General features: G+C 68.7%; 16 protein-coding genes. 10 read left to right on the top strand and 6 right to left on the bottom strand.

What is annotated here, in order from left to right; translation table 11 throughout:
• Positions 1-77 precede the first annotated feature (77 nt).
• A complete protein-coding gene (gene smc / locus WT60_RS08425; RefSeq protein WP_059574517.1) occupies positions 78-3,590 on the bottom strand; it encodes a chromosome segregation protein SMC in 3,513 nt (1,170 codons plus the stop codon).
• Positions 3,591-3,736: 146 nt separating this feature from the next.
• Complete coding sequence (locus WT60_RS08420) at positions 3,737-4,684, bottom strand: DMT family transporter (RefSeq protein WP_059643237.1); 948 nt, start codon at positions 4,682-4,684, stop codon at positions 3,737-3,739.
• 249 nt (positions 4,685-4,933) lie between these two features.
• Between WT60_RS08420 and dapC the strand changes: the two genes are divergently transcribed.
• From dapC to WT60_RS08380, 7 genes are all read left to right on the top strand, one after another.
• On the top strand, positions 4,934-6,151 hold the full coding sequence (gene dapC, locus WT60_RS08415; protein ID WP_161788642.1) for a succinyldiaminopimelate transaminase: 1,218 nt from the start codon (positions 4,934-4,936) through the stop codon (positions 6,149-6,151).
• A gap of 56 nt (positions 6,152-6,207) precedes the next feature.
• Positions 6,208-7,047: a 2,3,4,5-tetrahydropyridine-2,6-dicarboxylate N-succinyltransferase gene (dapD, locus tag WT60_RS08410; RefSeq protein WP_038744963.1), complete on the top strand. Its 840-nt coding sequence runs from the start codon at positions 6,208-6,210 to the stop codon at positions 7,045-7,047.
• Positions 7,047-7,430 (top strand): ArsC family reductase, encoded by a 384-nt coding sequence (locus tag WT60_RS08405; protein ID WP_052145022.1) that lies wholly within the window; start codon positions 7,047-7,049, stop codon positions 7,428-7,430. The genes dapD and WT60_RS08405 overlap by 1 nt, the downstream gene beginning before the upstream one ends.
• 73 nt (positions 7,431-7,503) lie before the next feature.
• Positions 7,504-8,643, top strand: a complete 1,140-nt coding sequence (gene dapE, locus WT60_RS08400; RefSeq protein ID WP_038744961.1) for a succinyl-diaminopimelate desuccinylase — start codon at positions 7,504-7,506, stop codon at positions 8,641-8,643.
• A 13-nt stretch (positions 8,644-8,656) separates the two neighbouring features.
• Complete coding sequence (gene prmB / locus WT60_RS08395; protein ID WP_038744960.1) at positions 8,657-9,580, top strand: 50S ribosomal protein L3 N(5)-glutamine methyltransferase; 924 nt, start codon at positions 8,657-8,659, stop codon at positions 9,578-9,580.
• Between the two features lie 139 nt (positions 9,581-9,719).
• A complete protein-coding gene (gene cls / locus WT60_RS08385) occupies positions 9,720-11,159 on the top strand; it encodes a cardiolipin synthase (protein ID WP_038744958.1) in 1,440 nt (479 codons plus the stop codon).
• 121 nt (positions 11,160-11,280) lie between these two features.
• On the top strand, positions 11,281-11,547 hold the full coding sequence (locus tag WT60_RS08380) for a YciI family protein (protein WP_060355309.1): 267 nt from the start codon (positions 11,281-11,283) through the stop codon (positions 11,545-11,547).
• Positions 11,548-11,950: 403 nt separating this feature from the next.
• Here WT60_RS08380 and WT60_RS08375 read toward each other — a convergent pair whose 3' ends face one another.
• Positions 11,951-12,430: a glutathione peroxidase gene (locus tag WT60_RS08375; protein ID WP_060355299.1), complete on the bottom strand. Its 480-nt coding sequence runs from the start codon at positions 12,428-12,430 to the stop codon at positions 11,951-11,953.
• A 146-nt stretch (positions 12,431-12,576) separates the two neighbouring features.
• Here WT60_RS08375 and WT60_RS08370 point away from each other — a divergent pair, with 146 nt between their 5' ends.
• Positions 12,577-14,517 carry an ATP-binding cassette domain-containing protein gene (locus tag WT60_RS08370; protein WP_038744956.1) on the top strand — a complete coding sequence of 647 codons (1,941 nt, stop codon included), beginning with the start codon at positions 12,577-12,579 and terminating at the stop codon, positions 14,515-14,517.
• A gap of 53 nt (positions 14,518-14,570) precedes the next feature.
• On the opposite strand, the gene WT60_RS08365 is transcribed toward WT60_RS08370, so the two are convergent.
• The 3 genes from WT60_RS08365 to alr form a co-directional block, all read right to left on the bottom strand.
• Entirely contained in the window at positions 14,571-14,837 is a 267-nt protein-coding gene (locus tag WT60_RS08365; protein WP_038744955.1) for a DUF2866 domain-containing protein, read from the bottom strand.
• Between the two features lie 174 nt (positions 14,838-15,011).
• Positions 15,012-16,388, bottom strand: a complete 1,377-nt coding sequence (gene radA / locus WT60_RS08360; protein ID WP_038744954.1) for a DNA repair protein RadA — start codon at positions 16,386-16,388, stop codon at positions 15,012-15,014.
• A 13-nt stretch (positions 16,389-16,401) separates the two neighbouring features.
• Positions 16,402-17,472, bottom strand: a complete 1,071-nt coding sequence (gene alr, locus WT60_RS08355; RefSeq protein ID WP_038744953.1) for an alanine racemase — start codon at positions 17,470-17,472, stop codon at positions 16,402-16,404.
• Positions 17,473-17,683: 211 nt separating this feature from the next.
• On the opposite strand from alr, the gene lplT reads away from it, so the two are divergent.
• Both lplT and thiD read left to right on the top strand, forming a co-directional pair.
• Positions 17,684-18,991 (top strand): lysophospholipid transporter LplT, encoded by a 1,308-nt coding sequence (lplT, locus tag WT60_RS08345; RefSeq protein ID WP_038744952.1) that lies wholly within the window; start codon positions 17,684-17,686, stop codon positions 18,989-18,991.
• A 73-nt stretch (positions 18,992-19,064) separates the two neighbouring features.
• Positions 19,065-19,874, top strand: coding sequence for a bifunctional hydroxymethylpyrimidine kinase/phosphomethylpyrimidine kinase (gene thiD / locus WT60_RS08340; RefSeq protein ID WP_038744951.1), 810 nt, complete (start codon positions 19,065-19,067; stop codon positions 19,872-19,874).
• The last annotated feature ends 19 nt before the right edge of the window (positions 19,875-19,893 follow it).

Here is a 19,893-nt window from a genome sequence, read left to right as displayed (position 1 = left end):
GCTCCATCCAATTCTTTTTCATTGGGCTCGCGGGCGGGCGCCCTTGCGCCGCGCGCCCGCGAGCCATTCGTCAAACGTCAATTCTGGGCAAAACCCGCAGCGGTTTCCATGTCCACCGCGACGATCCGCGACACGCCCTGCTCCTGCATCGTCACGCCGATCAGCTGCTGCGCCATCTCCATCGCGATCTTGTTGTGCGAGATGAAGAGGAACTGCGTCTTGCTCGACATCGCGCGCACGAGGTTCGCGAAGCGCTCGGTATTGGCGTCGTCGAGCGGCGCGTCGACCTCGTCGAGCAGACAGAACGGCGCCGGATTCAACTGGAACATCGCGAACACGAGCGCGGTCGCCGTCAGCGCCTTCTCGCCGCCCGACAGCAGGTGAATCGTCGCGTTCTTCTTGCCGGGCGGTTGCGCCATCACCTGCACGCCGGCGTCGAGGATCTCGTCGCCCGTCATGATGAGCTTCGCCTGGCCGCCGCCGAACAGGCGCGGGAACAAATCGCTGAAATGACGGTTCACTTCGTCGAAGGTCGCCTGCAGCAGCGTGCGGGTTTCCTGGTCGATCTTGCGGATCGCGTCCTCGAGCGTCTCGATCGCGTTCGTCAGGTCGGCCGATTGCGCGTCGAGGAACACCTTGCGCTCGCTCGCCGCCGCGAGCTCCTCGAGCGCCGCCATGTTGACGGGGCCGAGCGCGCTGACCGCGTTGTTGATCCGCGTGACCTCGCCCTGCAGGTACGACGGCTTCATGTCCGGCGCGAGCTTCTCCTTGAGCGCGGCCTCGTCGACCTCGGCCGCCGCGAGCTGCTCGGCGAACTGCTCGCCCGTCATCCGCGCCGCCTGCTCCTTCAGTTGCAGCTCGGTGATGCGCTCGCGCAGCGGCTGCAGCGAGCGCTCGGCGGCGAGACGCGTCTCGTCGGCCGCGCGCAGCTTCGCGGTCAGGTCATCGAGCTCCGCGCGCGCGGCGCCGAGCGCCTGCTCCTTCGCCGCGCGCACTTCGAGCGCGTCCTGCAGGCCGGTGTGCGCGGTCTGCTCGTTGATCGTCTCGAGCTCCGCGCGCGCGTCCTCGAGCGATGCGGCGACGCGCTCGCTCTGGTCGTGCGCGACCTGGATCGTGCGCTTGAGCTCGTCGATCCGGTTAGCCGACTGGCGCGCGGCGAAGCGCGCGTCGGTGGCCGCGCGCTCGAGCTCGCGCGCTTCCTGGCGTGCGTTCGTCAGCGTCTCGTCGAGCGACTCGAACGCGAGCTGGTTGTCCTCGAAGCGCGCCTGCAGCTCGGCGAGCTCGGCGTCGTGGCGCTCGAAGTTCGCCTCCGACTCCGCGCGCAGCGCGCGCTGCTCTTCGATCTGCGCGCCGATCTCCTCGAGCTCCTCGCGAATCTGCGTGCTGCGCTGCGTGTAGCGCTCGTGCGCCTGCGCGAGCTTCAGCACGTCCATCTGCAGCGCATGCACGCGCTGCGTCGCGCGCTCGGCCTGCGCGCGAACTTCGGTCAGCGCCTGCGACGCCTGCGTGTGCGCCGCTTCCGCACGGATCGCCGCCGCCTTCGCTTCGTCGGACAGGAGCGCCTGCGCACGCACCTGACGCGCCAGGTTCTCGATTTCCTGCGCGCGCGCAAGCATCCCCGCCTGCTCGGAATCGGCCGCATACAGCTGCACGCCCGAGCGCGTGACGACGTGGCCCGCCTTCACGACGAACGCGCCGCCCTGCGGCAACTGCGCGCGCGCGGCGAGCGCCTGCGTGAGATCGTCGGCGACGAACACCGCGCCGAGCCAGTCGTTGAGCACCGCGCGCAGGCCCGCATCGTCGATCCGCACGAACGACAGGAGCGGCCGCAACGCGCCCGCGGCGGCGAGCGGCTCGCCCGCGGCGGGCGGCGCGTAGAACGCGAGCTTCGCGGGCGGCGCGTCGGTCGCGAACGCCTTCACCCAGTCCAGATTCGACACCTCGAGCGCCGCGAGCCGCTCGCGCAGCACCGCCTCGAGCGCGGTTTCCCAGCCGGCCTCGACGTGCAGCTTCTTCCACAGACGCGGCAGCGCGCCGAGCTCGTGCTTGTCGAGCCAAGGTTGAATCTTGCCTTCCGTCTGCACGTTTTCCTGCAGCTGCTTGAGCGCGGCGAGCCGCGCTTCGAGCTGATGGATCTGCGCGCTTTCGGCCTGCACGCGCTCGTGCGCCGCGCGGCGCTCCGCGTCGAGGCGCGGCAGCGTCTCCTGCGCGTCGGCCAAGCGCGCCTGCGCTTCGGCAAGAATCTCCTCGTGCTCGGCGAGCTGCATGCGTAGTTCCTCGAGCTGCGCCTCGTCCGGCGCGTCGAGACCGCCCGCCTCCGCCTTCAGGCGTTCGTGGCGCTGCTGCAGCTGCTGCAGCTGCTGATCGGCGTTGCGCTGGTGTGCGGCCTCGAGCTTGAGCGCCTGCTCGGTCTGCGCGATGCGGCCGCGCTCGTCGTTCAGGCCCGTCTGCGCGTCGCGCCAGCGCGCCTCGAGCGCGGGCAGCGCGTCGTGCTTCGCGGCCGCGTCGTCCTCGGCGAGCGCCGCCTTTTCCTCGGCGATCGCGCGCGCCTCTTCCGCTTCCTCGATGTCGCCCTGCGCCTTGTCGGCCTGCGCGCGCCATTGCTCCTGCTGCGCGACGAGCGCCGCGATCTGCGCCTGCACGCGGTTGCGCGATTCGACGATGAACTTGATCTCGGCCTCGAGCCGGCTCACCTCGGCGTTCGCCTCGTAGAGCGCGCCCTGCGCGCCCTGCATCGCGTCGCTCGCCGAGTAGTGCGCGACGCGCAGCGTCTCGAGCTGCGCCTCGACTTCGCGCAGCTTCGCGGTCTGCGCGTCGAGCTCGATCTGCGCTTCGCCGATCGCGCGACGCTGCTTGTCCTGCTCGGCCGCCGCCTCGTTCTTGCGCAGCAGCCACAAGAGGCGCTGCTTCTCCTCGCCGTCGGCGACGAGTTCCTTGTACTTGGTCGCGACGACCGCCTGCGCCTCGAGCTTCTCGAGATTCGCGCCGAGCTCGCGGATGATGTCCTCGACGCGCGTCAGGTTCTCGCGCGTGTCGTGCAGCCGGTTCTCGGTCTCGCGGCGGCGCTCCTTGTACTTCGACACGCCCGCCGCCTCTTCGAGGAACACGCGCAGTTCCTCGGGCTTCGCCTCGATGATCCGCGCGATCATCCCCTGGCCGATGATCGCGTACGCGCGCGGCCCCAGGCCCGTGCCGAGGAAGATGTCCTGGATGTCGCGGCGGCGCGCGGGCAGGTTGTTGATGTAGTAGCTCGACGTGCCGTCGCGCGTGAGCACGCGCTTCACGGCGATCTCGCCGTACTGGCCCCACTGGCCGGCCGCGCGGCCGTCGGAGTTGTCGAAGATCAGCTCGACGCTCGCCCGGCTGCCGGGCTTGCGGGTGGTCGAGCCGTTGAAGATCACGTCCTGCATCGATTCGCCGCGCAGCTCGGACGCGCGCGATTCGCCGAGCACCCAGCGCACGGCGTCGATGATGTTGGATTTGCCGCACCCGTTCGGGCCCACCACGCCGACCAGTTGACCTGGGACCTGGAAGTGCGTGGGATCGACGAAAGATTTGAAGCCAGCGAGTTTGATCGAGCTCAGACGCACGGCGGTATCGGTGGTAAAGAGTGTGAAACGGTTCGGAGCCTGCGTTGCGCGTTGCGATTCGGCCTAAAGGCCCACGCGCGCCGCATGCCCAAGATTCGAAAAACGGGGCCGTGCTGTCAAGCAGTCGGCCCCGCGAATGGGGCCAATCATACCATCGCGCGCGCGCCGTCCCGCGGCTCGCGCGGTTCGTCGTCGGCCGGGCGGGCACGGTGCACGCGGCTCGACAGCAAGGTCGCGACGACGATGCAAAGGCCGCCCGCCCATTCGCGCGCGGTGGGCACTTCGTTGGCAAAAAGCCACGCCGACAGCGCGGTGACGACGATCTCGAACAGCATGATGATCGACGCGCGGTTCGCCGGCACGCGCGCGAGGCCGTGCTGAACAAGCATGTTGTTCGCCGCGACCGTCACGCCGATCCCGACGACGAGGAGCGCCGCGAAGCCGAGATCGCCGCCCGCGGGCAGCGGCGGCAGCCCCTCGACGAACGACGCGACGACGCCCATCGCCGCCGCGCCGCCGAAAAGCGTCGCCGTGCGCATCTCGGGCTTCATCCGCGGCAGCTCGCGGCTCGCCTTGACGACGAGCACGTTGCTCATCGCGAAGCTCATCCCGGCCGCGAGCCCCGCCCATTCGGCCGGATTCGCCGGCAGCGGCACGCCGAGCCGCGGCGACCACAGCATCAGCATCGCGCCCGCGAGCGACAGCGCGGCGAGCGCCGCGCCCGCCACCGTCAGGCGCTCGCGCAGGATGAAGTGCGCGTAGATCGCGGTCCACGCGGGCGTCAGATAGAAAAGCAGCATCACGCGCAGCACCTCGCCGTGGATCGTGCCCCAGACGAAGCCGAGATTCGTCACGCCCGCGGCCGCGCCGAGCGCGGGCAGCAGCCAGTGCCGGCGGAGCGTCGCGATCGACCTGCGCCGCACGACGAGCACGAACGCGCAGGCGACGACGCTCGTCGCCGCGCTCGCCGCCGTGCCCGTCACGCCGAGCGCCGCCAGCAGGCGCAGCGGATACCAGATCAGGCCCCATACCGACGCGCCGACCAGAATTGCGAGCGTCGGCCAGGCGGCGCCCCCTCGTCCATTCATTTGCAAACCGAACCTCTCGTTCCTTCCCGGGACGGCGCCGCGGCGCGCGCCGCGCGTTCCGCCGTCCGATGTCACGCTATAATCGTGCGCCGTCGCCGCGCCCAACAGGCCGGCACGCCGGCATCTCGCGCCGCGACCCGCCGCGCCCTGCTTCGCCCGCGCCCGGCGGCGCCAGCCGCGCCCCAGTTTCGCGCCCGTTTCGCTTAAACCGGCCCGTCCGATCGGCCACCTACCGGCTCCGTGAGCCCCACGCCCGTGAATCCTCGTCTCGACACGCTCCAGCCCTATCCGTTCGAAAAGCTCCGCGCGCTCTTTGCCGGCGTGACGCCGAGCGCGCATCTGCCGCCGATCAGCTTCGGCATCGGCGAGCCGAAGCACGCGACGCCCGCGCTGATCCGCGAGGCCGCCGCGGCCGCGCTCGACGGCCTCGCGTCGTATCCGGCGACGGCGGGCACCGACGCGCTGCGCGAGGCGGTCGCGCAGTGGCTCGCGCGGCGCTACGGGCTGCCCGCGATCGACGCCGCGACGCAGGTGCTCGCCGCATCGGGCTCGCGCGAGGCGCTCTTCTCGCTCGCGCAGGCGGTCATCGATCCGAGTCCGCGCCAAAACGGCGAAAGGCCGATCGTACTCTGTCCGAATCCTTTCTATCAAATCTACGAAGGCGCGACGCTTCTCGCGGGCGCCGAGCCGTACTTCGTCAACAGCGATCCGGCGCGCAACTTCGCGCCCGACTATTCGGCCGTGCCGGCCGACGTGTGGGCGCGCACGCAGCTCGTCTACGTGTGCTCGCCCGGCAATCCCACGGGCGCCGTGCTCACGCTCGACGACTGGCGCGAACTATTCGCGCTGTCGGACGAGCACGGCTTCGTGATCGCATCGGACGAATGCTATTCGGAAATCTACTTCGACGAGGCGAAGCCGCCGCTGGGCGGCCTCGAGGCGGCGCACAAGCTCGGCCGCGGGTTCGAGCGCCTCGTGATGCTGTCGAGCCTGTCGAAGCGCTCGAACGTGCCGGGCATGCGCTCGGGCTTCGTCGCGGGCGATGCGGCGATTCTCAAGCGCTTCCTGCTGTACCGCACGTACCACGGCGCGGCGCTGTCGCCCGTGTGGCAGAAGGCGAGCGTCGCCGCCTGGAGCGACGAGGCGCACGTGCGCGAGAACCGCGCGCTCTACGCGCAGAAATTCGCGACCGTCACGCCGATGCTCGCCGACGTCGTCGACGTGCGCCTGCCCGACGCCGCGTTCTACCTGTGGGCGAACGTCGCGCGAACCGGCCTGTCGGATACCGAGTTCGCCCGGCGCCTCTACGCCGACTATAATGTGACGGTCCTGCCCGGCTCGTATCTCGCCCGCGACGCGCACGGCGCGAATCCCGGCCGCGACTTCGTCCGGATCGCGCTCGTCGCCGGCACGGCCGAATGCGTCGAGGGCGCACGGCGCATCGTCGATTTCTGCCGCGGCCTCGCCCGCTGAACGCGCGCCGAGCGCCCCCGATTCATCCATCATCCACGTCCAGCATAGCCACGAACATGTCGCAACAACTTCAGCAAATCATCGATAACGCCTGGGAAAACCGCGCCGAGCTCTCGCCGAAGGCCGCGTCCGCGGAGATCCGCGAAGCCGTCGCGCACGCGATCGAGCAGCTCGACCGCGGCGCGCTGCGCGTCGCCGAGAAGATCGACGGCGAATGGACCGTGCACCAGTGGCTGAAGAAGGCCGTGCTGCTGTCGTTCCGCCTCGAGGACAACGCGCCGATGCCGGCGGGCGGCGCAGGTGCCATCTACACGCAGTTCTACGACAAGGTGCCGTCGAAGTTCGCGAACTACACGGCCGAAGACTTCGCCGCGGGCGGCTTCCGCGTCGTGCCGCCGGCGATCGCGCGCCGCGGCTCGTTCATCGCGAAGAACGTCGTGCTGATGCCGTCGTACACGAACATCGGCGCATATGTCGACGAAGGCACGATGGTCGACACGTGGGCGACGGTCGGCTCGTGCGCGCAGATCGGCAAGAACGTGCACCTGTCGGGCGGCGTCGGCATCGGCGGCGTGCTCGAGCCGCTGCAGGCGAACCCCGTCATCATCGAGGACAACTGCTTCATCGGCGCGCGCTCGGAAGTCGTCGAAGGCGTGATCGTCGAGGAGAATTCGGTGATCTCGATGGGCGTGTACCTCGGCCAAAGCACGAAGATCTACGACCGCGAAACGGGCGAAGTGACGTACGGCCGCATTCCGGCCGGCTCGGTCGTCGTCGCGGGCAACCTGCCGTCGAAGGACGGCACGCACAGCCTCTACTGCGCGGTGATCGTGAAGAAGGTCGATGCGAAGACGCGCGCGAAGGTCGGCCTGAACGAACTGCTGCGAGGCGACTGATGGCGGGCGCAAACGGCACCGCTGGCACCGCCGGCACCGTCGTCTACGGAATCCCGAACTGCGATACCGTGAAGAAGGCCCGCACGTGGCTCGAATCGCGCGGCGTCGCGTTCGCGTTCCACGATTTCAAGAAAGCGGGCGTGAGCGCGCCGCTCGTCGAGCGCTGGCTGAAGGACGTGCCGCTCGATGCGCTCGTCAACCGGCGCGGCACGACGTGGCGCGCGCTCACCGACGAGCAGAAGGCCGCGGCCGAATCGGAAGCGGGCGCGATCGCGCTGATGATCGACAAGCCTTCCGTGATCAAGCGGCCCGTCGTCGTCGTCGACGGCCGCGTGAAGGCGCTCGGTTTCTCGGCCGACGAATACGCGGAGCTGTTCGCCTGAGCCGCGCGCGCCGCCGCCCCCAACATGCTGCCGGCCTGCGCGCCGGCATTTTTTATCGAAAGTGGTCCGAATCATGTCCGCCACCCTTGCCCTCACCGAACAACTGATCGCGCGCGCGTCCGTCACGCCCGACGATCAACATTGCCAGCATCTGATGATCGAGCGCCTCGCCGCGCTCGGCTTCGAGTGCGAAACGATCGCGTCGCACGGCGTGACGAATTTCTGGGCCGTCAAGCGCGGCGCGGCCGGCCGCGAAGGCAAGCTGCTCGCGTTCGCGGGCCATACCGACGTCGTGCCGACCGGCCCGCTCGAGCAGTGGAGCTCGCCGCCCTTCGTGCCGACGCATCGCGACGGCAAGCTGTACGGCCGCGGCGCGGCCGACATGAAGACCTCGCTGGCGGGCTTCGTCGTCGCGGCGGAGGAGTTCGTCGCCGCGCATCCGCAGCATCGCGGCTCGATCGGCTTCCTGATCACGAGCGACGAGGAAGGCCCGGCGACGGACGGCACCGTGAAGGTCGTCGAAGCGCTCCAGGCGCGCGGCGAGCGGCTCGATTACTGCATCGTCGGCGAGCCGACGTCGACGGCAACGCTCGGCGACGCCGTGAAGAACGGCCGGCGCGGCTCGATGTCGGGCGAGCTCGTCGTCAAGGGCGTGCAAGGCCACATCGCGTATCCGCATCTCGCGAAGAATCCGATCCACCTGCTCGCGCCGGCGCTCGCCGAGCTCGCGGCCGAGCAATGGGACGAAGGCAACGAGTATTTCCCGCCGACCACCTGGCAGGTGTCGAACCTGCGCGCGGGCACCGGCGCGACGAACGTGATCCCGGGCCACGCGGATCTGCTGTTCAACTTCCGCTTCTCGACGGCGAGCACCGTCGAAGGCTTGCAGGCGCGCGTGCACGCGATCCTCGACAAGCACCAGCTCGACTATGCGCTGAACTGGTCCGTGAGCGGCCTGCCGTTCCTCACGCCGCGCGGCGAGCTGTCGGACGCGCTCGATGCGGCGATCCGCGCGGAGACCGGCATCTCGCCCGAGCTGTCGACGACGGGCGGCACGTCGGACGGCCGCTTCATCGCTCGCATCTGCCCGCAGGTGATCGAATTCGGGCCGCCGAACGCGAGCATCCACAAGATCGACGAGCACATCGAAGTGCGCTTCGTCGATCCGCTGAAGAACGTGTACCGCCGCGTGCTCGAACAACTGATCGCTTGACGAAGGGCGCCCGATGACGACCTCCCCCTCCCCGTTCCGGACCGTCCGCGACCTCGTGCGCTACGCGGTGTCGCGCTTTTCGAAGGCGAAGCTCGCGTTCGGCCACGGCTCGGACAACGCATACGACGAAGCCGTCTATCTCGTGCTGCACACGCTGCACCTGCCGCTCGACACGCTCGAGCCGTTCTTCGACGCGCGCCTCGCGCCCGACGAGATCGACGCGGTGCTCGCCGTGATCGAGCGCCGCGCGGCCGAGCGCGTGCCTGCCGCATACCTCACGCGCGAAGCGTGGATGCACGGCCATCGCTTCTACGTCGACGAGCGCACGATCGTGCCGCGCTCGTTCATCGGCGAGCTGCTCGACGACGGCCTGCAGCCGTACATCGAGGACCCCGAGTTCGTCGGCTCGGTGCTCGAGCTGTGCACGGGCTCCGGCTGCCTCGCGATCCTCGCCGCGCTCGCGTTTCCGAACGCGAGCGTCGACGCGGTCGACCTGTCGGCCGACGCACTCGAAGTGGCGAAGATCAATCGCGGCGACTACGGGCTCGACGAGCGGATCACGCTCTACCACGGCGATCTCTACGCGCCGCTGCCGCAGTTCAAATGGATCGATCCCGAGCAGCGCTACGACGCGATCATCACGAATCCGCCGTACGTGAACGCGGCGTCGATGTCCGAGCTGCCCGCCGAGTACCGGCACGAGCCGGAAATGGCGCTCGCGGGCGGCGCGGACGGAATGGACATCGTGCGCCGCATCATCGGCGAAGCGCGCCGCTGGCTGAAGGACGACGGCGTGCTCGTCGTCGAGATCGGCAACGAGCGCGAGAACGTCGAGGCGGCGTTCGGCGGCCTCGATCTCGTCTGGCTGCCGACGAGCGCGGGCGACGACTGCGTGTTCCTGATCCACGCGAGCGCCCTGCCCGCCGTCGCCGGCTGATCTCGCGCCCTCCCTGGCAGCCGGCCGTGCCCCGGCTCGCAAGGGAGTGGCCGTTGCCGCGCACGCTTCGGTAAGATGCGCGTAAGCGGCAGCCGGTCGCGGCGCGCCGCGTGGCCTTCCTCAGGAATCCAACGCGCTCATGACCCTCGACTGGCTTCATCTCGGCACCTTCATCGGCCTCGCGCACGTGCTCGGCGTGATCGCGGCCTGCCATGCGATCCTGAACACGCGCACGTCGCAAGGCGCGATCGCATGGGCGGTGTCGTTGACCGCGATGCCGTATCTGACGCTGATCCCGTATCTGTTCCTCGGCCGCAGCAAGTTCTCCGGCTATGTCGACGCGCGCCGCCACGAGACCGAGGCGCTGCGCACACGCGCGCATCCGGCGCCGTGGAGCGCCGAGGGCTCGACGCTCGGCGCGCCGAAGGACGCGCTCGGCCTCGCGCGCGTGCGCGCGCTCACGCGCCTCGTCGGCATGCCGTTCCTCGCCGGCAACGCAGTGCGCACGCTCGTCAACGGCGACGCGACGTTCTCCGCGATCCTCGCGGCGATCGACGCCGCGCGCAGCTACGTGATCGTCCAGTTTTTCATCGTTCGCGACGACGCGCTCGGCGCGATGCTGCGCGATACGCTGATCGCGCGCGCGCAGGCGGGCGTGCGCTGCTATCTGCTGTACGACAGCATCGGCAGCTTCGATCTGCCGTCGAGCTACGTGCACGCGCTGCGCGAGGGCGGCGTCGAGGTGCATCCTTTCGCAACCAACAAGCAGTTCGTCAACCGCTTTCAGCTCAACTTCCGCAATCATCGGAAGATCGTCGTCGTCGACGGCGAGCGCGCGTTCGTCGGCGGGCACAACGTCGGCGTCGAATATCTCGGCGGCAATCCGCGCCTGTCGCCGTGGCGCGACACGCACATCGAAGTGCGCGGCCCCGCGGTCGCGAACATCCAGTATGTGTTCGCCGAGGACTGGCACTGGGCGACGCAGTCGCTGCCGCCGCAGGCGCCGCCGCCCGCGCCCGTCGCCGACGCCGACATGCACTGCCTCGTCGTGCCGATGGGCCCCGCCGACAAGCAGGAGACGGGCTCGCTCTTCTTCGCGGAGGCGATCAACGCGGCGCGCGAGCGCGTGTGGATCACGACGCCCTACCTCGTGCCCGACGAGGCGGTGATCTCGGCGCTCAAGCTCGCGGTGATGCGCGGCGTCGACGTGCGGGTGCTGATCCCGAGCCGGCGCGATCACTATGTCGTGTTCGAGGCGTCGAAGCTCTATGCGCGCGATCTCGTCGACGCGGGCGTGCGGATCTTCCGCTACCGGCCCGGCTTCCTGCATCAGAAGGTCGTGCTGATCGACCGCGCGGCGGCGGCCGTCGGCAGCGCGAACCTCGACAACCGGTCATTCCGGCTGAATTTCGAGATCATGGTGCTGACGGTCGACGAAGGCTTTGCGGCCGAAGTCGAAACGATGCTCGAGCGCGACTTCGGCAACGCGTTCGAAGTGGATCTGAGCGAGTATCGGCGCTCGCCCGCGTGGCGGCGCGTCGCGATGCATGTCGCTCGGCTGTTCGCGCCGATCCTCTGACTGGGCGCAGGGCGCGCGGCGCGGCAAGGCAAGGCGCGCACGCGAACGCCGCGCGCCGTGGGCGCCGAAGGTGCCGAAGGCATCGAAGCGCGTCCGTTCGAACGAAGACGGAGACTTGCCGATGAAATGCGTGATGTTCTATCAGACGGCGCCGGACGGCCTCGCGAAAGCCGCCGAGCTCGGCCCCGCGCACGTCGCGCGGCTACGCGAATTCCACGCGCGCGGCGTGCTGCTGATGGCCGGGCCGTTCGCCGATCCCGCGCAAGGCGCACTCGGCATCTTCACGAGCCGCGACGCCGCCGAGGAATTCGTGAGCGGCGATCCCTTCGTGACGGGCGGCGTCGTGAGCGGCTGGACGCTTCAGGAATGGAAGGAGGCGCTGGCCTAGCCGTTCGGCGCGCGACGAATGGGTGTCGGCGCGTGTACGGCGGTTCGTTCGTATCCGCCGGCATGCGTGCGCCGGTGGCATACGGTCAGTGCGTCTGCGGCAATGCGCCTGCGTCGCGCCGCACCTGCGGCCGTTCGATCCGCAACGGCCAAACGTATGTTTCGTCGCAGGAACGTTGCCCCGCTCCGCCACATCGCGGCGGACGAATACGACACGATCGAACGCGGCGTGACGGGACGTTGCACGGTGCGCCCGACGCGGCAACGGAAAATACGCGTGTCCCGCGCGCCGCCCGAACGCCGCGCATCTCACGCCGCCGCCCGAAGAGCGCAGCCGGCCCGGAATCGCCCGCCGGATCGGCCGCGCGCGCCCGATTCGGGCACGCGCCGCAATACCGCTTCGCTCAGAGCTGCTTCTCGACGTCCTCGGCGATATCGTCGGGCTTCGTCGACGGCGCATAACGCTTCACGATTTCGCCTTCGCGATTCACGAGAAACTTCGTGAAATTCCACTTGATCGCCTTCAGGCCCAGAATGCCGGGCGCTTCCTCGGTCAGGTAGCGGTACAGCGGATGCGCGCTCGCGCCATTCACGTCGATTTTCGCGAACATCGGGAACGTGACGCCGAAATTCTTCTCGCAAAACGCGCCGATCTGCGACGCGTCGCCCGGCTCCTGCTTGCCGAACTGGTTGCACGGAAAGCCGAGCACGACAAACCCGCGCTCGCGAAAGCGGTCGTACAGCTGCTGCAGCCCCGCGTACTGCGGCGTGAATCCACATTCGCTCGCCGTGTTGACGATGAGGAGCACCTTGCCCCGGTATTGCTCGAGCGACACGTCTCCGCCCGAAAGCGCCTGCGCGCTGAATGAATAAAGTTCCGACATTGGCTCGTTCCTCCCTGTTTTGATATGGCTGTGCCGTCCGCGAAAGTCTAGGCGAATTCGGCGCCGTGCGCACACTCTGCCGTCCGGACGATCCCCCCTGCGCGGCGCGCAGTCTAGAATAGCGCTTTTCCCCAGTATTTTTCGCCGTGATCCGTTTCAATCAGTTCAGCCTCGCCCGCGGCACGAAGCCGCTCTTCGACGCGACCTCGTTCACGCTGAATCCCGGCGAGAAGGCGGGCCTCGTCGGCGCGAACGGCGCCGGCAAATCGACGCTCTTCGCGGTGCTGCGCGACGAGCTGCACGCGGATGCGGGCGACTTCGCGATGCCGCCGTCGTGGCGCATCGCGCACGTATCGCAGGAAACGCCCGCCGTCGATCGCAGCGCGCTCGACTACACGCTCGACGGCGACGCCGCGCTGCGCGCGATCGAGGCGCGCATCGCGCAGGCGTCCGCCGCGCATGACGGCGCGGCCGAAGCCGACGCGCACGCGGCGTTTGCCGACGCCGACGGCTACACCGCGCCCGCGCGCGCGCAAGCGCTGCTGCTCGGGCTGGGCTTCACGCTCGCGCAAACGCGCGAGCCCGTCGCGAGCTTCTCGGGCGGCTGGCGGATGCGCCTCAATCTCGCGCAGGCGCTGATGTGCCGCTCGGATCTGCTGCTCCTCGACGAACCGACGAACCACCTGGATCTCGACGCGATCGTCTGGCTCGAGGACTGGCTGCATCGCTATCCGGGCACGCTCGTCGTCATCTCGCACGACCGCGAGTTCCTCGATTCAGTCTGCAACGTGACGCTGCATCTGGAGAATCGCCAGGTGAAGCGCTACGGCGGCAATTATTCACAATTCGAAGTGCTGCGCGCGCAGCAGCTCGACTTGCAGCAAAGCGCCTACGAGAAGCAGCAGAAGACGATCGAACACCTGCAGAGCTTCATCAACCGCTTCAAGGCGAAGGCGACGAAAGCCAAGCAGGCGCAAAGCCGGATGAAGGCGCTCGAGAAGATGGAGCTGATCGCGCCCGCGCACGTCGCGTCGCCGTTCACGTTCGAGTTCCGCACGCCCGACTCCGCGCCGAACCCGATGCTCGTGATGGAAGGCGTGCGCTGCGGCTATCGCGCGGACGACGACGGCGAGATTCCGATCGTCGAGCGCGTCGCGCTGTCGATCCAGAACGGCCAGCGGATCGGCCTGCTCGGCGCGAACGGCCAGGGCAAGTCGACGCTCATCAAGACGCTCGCGGGCACGCTCGCGCCGCTGTCGGGCGACGTGCGCACCGGCAAGGGCCTCACGATCGGCTATTTCGCGCAGCATCAGCTCGAGACGCTGCGCCCGGACGATTCCGCGCTCGCGCATCTCGCGCGTCTCGCGCCCGACTCGCGCGAGCAGGAACTGCGCGATTTCCTCGGCGGCTTCAATTTCTCGGGCGACATGGCGACCGCTCCGATCGAGCCGTTCTCGGGCGGCGAGAAAGCCCGGCTCGCGCTCGCGCTCATCATCTGGCAAAAGCCGAACCTGCTGCTCCTCGACGAGCCGACGAACCACCTCGATCTCGAGACGCGCCACGCGCTCACGATGGCGCTCGCGCAATTCGAAGGCACGCTGATCCTCGTGTCGCACGACCGCCACCTGCTGCGCGCAACGACCGACCAGTTCATGCTCGTCGCGAAGCACCGGCTTCAGCCGTTCGACGGCGATCTCGACGATTACCGCGACTGGCTGCTGCAGCACGCGGCGGACCAGCGCGCGGCGGCGAAGGGCGAATCCGGCCCGGCGAGCGACGGCAACGGCGGCGCGTCCGCGGCAAACCGCAGGGATCAGAAACGGCAGGAAGCCGAAGCGCGCCAGCGGCTTTCGCACTTGAAGAGGCCGCTGCAAACGCGCATCGCGAAGATCGAAAAGGAAATGGAGCAGTTGCAGGCCGAGAAGTCGGCGCTCGACGCGTTCGTCGCCGATCCGGCGAGCTACGAGGCCGATCGGAAAACGCGTCTCACCGACGCGATCCGCAAGCTCGGCGACGTCAACGGTCGCCTCGACGCGCTCGAAGCCGACTGGCTCGGCGCGCATGACGAACTCGAGAAGATCGGGTAACGCGAGCGGCGGCACGCCGATATCGGATCGCGCCGCCGCCCCGCATTCTGAAATCAGCGCCGCGGCAGCGTGTCGCGCGGCATCTGCTCGTCGTCGCCCATCAGATGGCGGCGGCCTTCGAGCGGCCGGCGGATCATCGCGTAGACTTCCGCCTCGGTCACGTTGACGGCGGCGACACGGCGGGCGATCCGCCCGTCCCCGCCGATCCATTCGACGATCCGGCAACCGCCGCCCCACGGCGCGCCGATCGGCTCGGACACGCGGCAACCCCGCACGTTGTACGTGCGCTTTTGCGCACTGGTTTGATGAGATCGTTTCAACACGCTTCCCTTTTCCGCGTCATGCGGCAGACAACCCGGGCAAGCATAGAAAAAAACAGGCTGCAAAAGGGTTACATCAGCGTACCAAAACGTTACATGGTTTTACGCCCCTGATCGGCTCGCGAAAGGCGCGGCGCCGCAACGCGCGAGCGAAGCGCGAGCCGATCGTCGCGCTCATTCGAGCACGCGGATCTGATCGATCGCCTGCTCGATGCGCTCGACCGCATGCACGCGAAGCCCGTCGATCGGCTGTTTCGGCGCGTTCGCCTTCGGAATCAGCGCGGTCGTGAAGCCGAGCTTCGCTGCCTCGCGCAGGCGTTCCTGCCCGCGCGGCGACGGCCGGATCTCGCCCGCGAGCCCCACTTCGCCGAATACGATCAGACCCTTTGGCAACGGTTTGTTACGCATCGACGAATGAATCGCGAGCAGCACCGCGAGATCGGCGGCCGGCTCGGTGATCTTGACGCCGCCGACCGCGTTGAGGAACACGTCCTGGTCGAAACACCCGATGCCCGCATGCCGGTGCAGCACGGCGAGCAGCATCGCGAGCCGGTTCTGCTCGAGGCCGACCGCGAGCCGGCGCGGATTGGGCACGTTCGCGGTGTCGACGAGCGCCTGCACCTCGACGAGGAGCGGCCGCGTGCCCTCTTGCGTGACGAGCACGCACGAGCCCGGCACGACCTCCGTGTGCTGCGACAGGAACAGCGCCGACGGATTCGCGACGCCGCGCAGCCCGCGCTCGGTCATCGCGAACACGCCGAGCTCGTTGACCGCGCCGAAGCGGTTCTTGAACGCGCGCACGAGCCGGAACGACGAATGCGTGTCGCCCTCGAAGTACAGCACGGTGTCGACGATGTGCTCGAGCACGCGCGGGCCCGCGAGGTTGCCCTCCTTCGTCACGTGCCCGACCATGATGATCGCGGTGCCCGATTGTTTCGCGATGCGCGTCAATTGCGCCGCGCATTCGCGCACCTGCGCGACCGAGCCGGGCGCGGACGTGAGCGCCTCCGAATAGATCGTCTGAATCGAATCGATGACGGCCACGTCGGGCCGCTCGGCGTCGATCGTCGCCTGAATCTTCTCGAGCTGGATCTCGGCGAGCAGCTTCAGATCGGCCGCGCTCGCGCCGCCGTCGAGAAGCGCGAGCCGCTGCGCGCGCAGCGCGATCTGCGCGCCCGATTCCTCGCCGCTGATATAGAGCGCCGGCCGCTCGCTCGCGATCTGCGCGAGCGACTGCAGCAGCAGCGTCGACTTGCCGATCCCCGGATCGCCGCCGATCAGCACGACGCCGCCCGCGACGAGCCCGCCGCCCAGCACCCGGTCGAATTCGCCGATCCCGGTCGAGAAGCGCGGCACGTCGGCCGCCTCGATGTCCGCGAGCCGCTGCACCGGCGCCTGTTTCGCGAGCGACTGGAAACGGTGCGCGGACGGCGAGCTCTCGACCGATTCGACGAGCGTGTTCCACGCGTGGCACGACGGGCATTGCCCCTGCCACTTCGGCGCCTGCCCGCCGCACTCGGTGCAGACGAATACCGTTTTCTGCTTGGCCATGCGCGCGCCGCCCTTATTCGGCACGCACCGGCACGCGCGGCGCGACCGCGCACATCAGCTCGTAGCCGACCGTCCCGCATTGCGCGGCGACGTCGTCGATCGGCAGCGTCTCGCCCCAGAGCTCGACGCGCGAGCCGACGCCCGCCTGCGGCACCGGGGTGAGATCGACGGTCAGCATATCCATCGACACGCGGCCGACGATCCGCGTACGCACGCCGTCGACGACGACGGGCGTGCCCTCCGGCGCGATCCGCGGATAGCCGTCCGCATAGCCGCACGCGACGACGCCGATCCGCAGCGTGCCCTCGGCGGCGAACACGGAGCCGTAGCCGACCGTTTGCCCTTTCGCGAGCGTCTGCACGGCGATCAGCTCGGACGCGAGCGTCATCGTCGGCTTCAGGCCCTTGTCGGCGAGGTCCGCCGAGCGCCCGGACGGCGACGCGCCGTACAGCATGATGCCGGGCCGCACCCAGTCGAAGTGCGTCGACGGGTGCCAGAGCACGGCGGCCGAGTTCGCGAGGCTGCGCGTGCCGGCGATGCCTTCCGCGCCGCGCTCGAACGTAGCCACCTGGTCGGCGACGCCGCGTGCGCCGTCGGCGTCGGAAAAATGGGTCATTAACGTGATCTGGCCGATGCCGGGGCACGCGCGGGCGCGCTCCCACGCGGCGCGGAACTTCTCCGGCGTGTAGCCGAGGCGGTTCATCCCGCTGTTCATCTTCAGCTGCACGTTGACGGGCTTCGACAGCCGCGCCGTCTCGAGCATGCGCATCTGCTCGTCGTTGTGCACCGCGGTCGTCAGGCTGTAGCGGTCGATCACGTCGATGTCGGTCGATCGGAAGAAGCCCTCGAGCAACAGGATCGGGCCCGCCCAGCCGAGCTCGCGCAGCTTCACGGCCTCGTCGAGATCGAGAAGGCCGAAGCCGTCGGTGCCGCGCAGCCCGGGAAAGACCCGCGCGAGGCCGTGCCCGTACGCGTTCGCCTTGACGATCGCCCAGACCTTCGACTTGGCGGCGTGGCGACGCACGACAGTGAGATTGTTCGCCAAAGCGGCGGTGTGGATCGTGGCGGAAATCGGGCGCGGCATAGGAAATATCAGTAAAGACGCTTGCGAATCATCAGCTTATCGCGCCTTTTGGGCGCGACGCCGGGAATGCGCGGAACGATCGGGGAATCTGGCAAGTCCGAATTGACGTATTTTCGTGATATAAAGCCGTGCGCACAACCCATTTCGAACGGAATAAGTCCGATTGCACGGCCCGCGCGGCCGAGCCGCCGCGAGGAAAGCATCGCTTCAGATGAAAAAAGGTTTTTACTCCATCATGGCCGCGCAGTTTTTCTCGTCGTTGGCCGACAGCGCTCTTCTCATCGCCGCAATCGCCCTGCTGAAAGACCTCCACGCGCCGAACTGGATGATACCGCTCCTGAAGCTGTTCTTCGTCCTGTCGTACGTGGTGCTCGCCGCCTTCGTCGGCGCGTTCGCCGACTCGCGCCCGAAAGGGCACGTGATGTTCATCACCAATTCGATCAAGGTCGTCGGCTGCCTCATCATGCTGTTCGGCGCGCATCCGCTCGTCGCATACGGGATCGTCGGCTTCGGCGCGGCCGCCTATTCGCCCGCGAAGTACGGCATTCTGACCGAGCTCCTGCCGCCCGAGCGGCTCGTCGCCGCGAACGGCTGGATCGAGGGCACGACGGTCGGCTCGATCATCCTCGGCACGGTGCTGGGCGGCGCGCTCATCAGCCCGAAGATCGCGTCGCACGTGATCGCGCACACGCCCCCTTCGATCAACACGCCCGCCGAGGCGGCGATGCTCGTCATCATGGCGATCTACGTGACGGCGGCGCTCTTCAACCTGCGCATTCCCGACACGGGCGCACGCTATCCGAAGCAGCAGCACGGCCCGCTCAAGCTCGTCACCGATTTCGCCGATTGTTTCATGACGCTCTGGCACGACAAGCTCGGCCAGATCTCGCTCGCCGTCACGACGCTGTTCTGGGGCGCGGGCGCGACGCTGCAGTTCATCGTCCTCAAGTGGGCGGAGGTATCGCTCGGCATGTCGCTGTCCGAAGGCGCGATCCTGCAGGCGGTCGTCGCGCTCGGCGTCGCGGCGGGCGCGATGATCGCGGCGAGCCGGATTCCGCTGCGCAAGTCGCTGACCGTGCTGCCCGTCGGCATCGTGATGGGCATCGCGGTGATGCTGATGGCGTTCTACACGCGCGACCTGTTCCCCGCGCACTGGGCGCTGGCCATCGGGCGCATGCACTTGCCCGTCTATCTGCTCGTCGCATACGTGTTCCTGATGTTCGTCGGCGCGCTGTCGGGATTCTTCGTCGTCCCGATGAACGCGCTGCTTCAGCATCGCGGCCACGTGCTGCTGTCGGCCGGCCATTCGATCGCGGTGCAGAACTTCAACGAGAACCTGTCCGTGCTCGTGATGCTCTGCTTGTACGCGGCGCTCGTGTGGCTCGACGTGCCGGTCGGCATCGTGATCGTGCTGTTCGGCACGTTCGTGTGCCTGACGATGTGGCTCGTGATGCGGCTGCACCTCGCGAACCAGCGCCGCTTCGATTCGGTCGCCCTCATCGGCGAATCGAAACACTGAGGCGCGGCGCCGGCGCGCCCTCGTCGCGCCGCCCGCGCCATCCGCCCGCGTTTTTCATCGACGCCTCCCGCCCATGACCCGACCGATTCCCAACGCGCTCACGATCGCCGGCTCCGACTCCGGCGGCGGCGCAGGCATCCAGGCCGATCTGAAGACGTTCTCCGCGCTCGGCGCGTACGGCGCGAGCGTGATCACCGCGCTCACCGCGCAGAACACGCGCGGCGTGACGGGCGTGCATGCGCCCGACGCGAGCTTCGTCGCCGCGCAGCTCGACGCCGTGTTCGACGACATCCGCATCGACGCGGTGAAGATCGGCATGCTCGCGAACGCGTCGATCGTGCGCGCGGTCGCCGCGGCGCTCGCGCGCTACGCGCCGCGCCACGTCGTGCTCGACACGGTGATGATCTCGAAGAGTTCGCACGCGCTGCTCGCGCCCGACGCGGTCGCCGCGCTGCGCGACGAATTGCTGCCGCTCGCCGGCCTCGTCACGCCGAACCTGCCGGAGGCGGCCGAGCTGCTCGGCGTCGCGGCCGCGACGACCGAGGACGAGATGGTGCGCCAGGGCGAGGCGCTCGTCGCGCGCGGCGCGAAGGCGGTGCTGATGAAGGGCGGCCACCTCGGCGCCTTGCACGAAAGCCCGGATTGGCTGATTCACGCGGGCGGCGCGCAACGCTTCGCCGGCGAGCGGCTGCCGGTCGCGAACACGCACGGCACGGGGTGCACGCTGTCGGCGGCGATCGCCGCGCTGCTGCCGCAACGCCCGACGCTCGCGGACGCGATCGCCGACGCGAAGGTCTATCTGACGGGCGCGATCGGCGCGAGCGGGCGACTCGACGTCGGGCACGGCGTCGGGCCCGTGCATCATTTCCATCGGTGGTGGTGAGCCGGCGAAAAGCCGCGCC

The sequence above is a fragment of the Burkholderia sp. MSMB617WGS genome, from assembly GCF_001532025.2.
GTDB lineage: Bacteria > Pseudomonadota > Gammaproteobacteria > Burkholderiales > Burkholderiaceae > Burkholderia > Burkholderia savannae.
The sequence above is the reverse complement of the archived record's forward strand: the minus strand, read 5'-3'. Positions and strand labels throughout refer to the sequence as shown.

Coding starts and splice junctions, on each gene's coding strand:
- dapD (WP_038744963.1), top strand. CDS start 6,208: ATGTCGCAACAACTTCAGCAAATCATCGATAACGCCTGGGAAAACCGC.
- WT60_RS08405 (WP_052145022.1), top strand. CDS start 7,047: ATGGCGGGCGCAAACGGCACCGCTGGCACCGCCGGCACCGTCGTCTAC.
- dapE (WP_038744961.1), top strand. CDS start 7,504: ATGTCCGCCACCCTTGCCCTCACCGAACAACTGATCGCGCGCGCGTCC.
- prmB (WP_038744960.1), top strand. CDS start 8,657: ATGACGACCTCCCCCTCCCCGTTCCGGACCGTCCGCGACCTCGTGCGC.
- cls (WP_038744958.1), top strand. CDS start 9,720: ATGACCCTCGACTGGCTTCATCTCGGCACCTTCATCGGCCTCGCGCAC.
- WT60_RS08380 (WP_060355309.1), top strand. CDS start 11,281: ATGAAATGCGTGATGTTCTATCAGACGGCGCCGGACGGCCTCGCGAAA.
- WT60_RS08375 (WP_060355299.1), bottom strand. CDS start 12,430: ATGTCGGAACTTTATTCATTCAGCGCGCAGGCGCTTTCGGGCGGAGAC.
- radA (WP_038744954.1), bottom strand. CDS start 16,388: ATGGCCAAGCAGAAAACGGTATTCGTCTGCACCGAGTGCGGCGGGCAG.
- alr (WP_038744953.1), bottom strand. CDS start 17,472: ATGCCGCGCCCGATTTCCGCCACGATCCACACCGCCGCTTTGGCGAAC.
- lplT (WP_038744952.1), top strand. CDS start 17,684: ATGAAAAAAGGTTTTTACTCCATCATGGCCGCGCAGTTTTTCTCGTCG.
- thiD (WP_038744951.1), top strand. CDS start 19,065: ATGACCCGACCGATTCCCAACGCGCTCACGATCGCCGGCTCCGACTCC.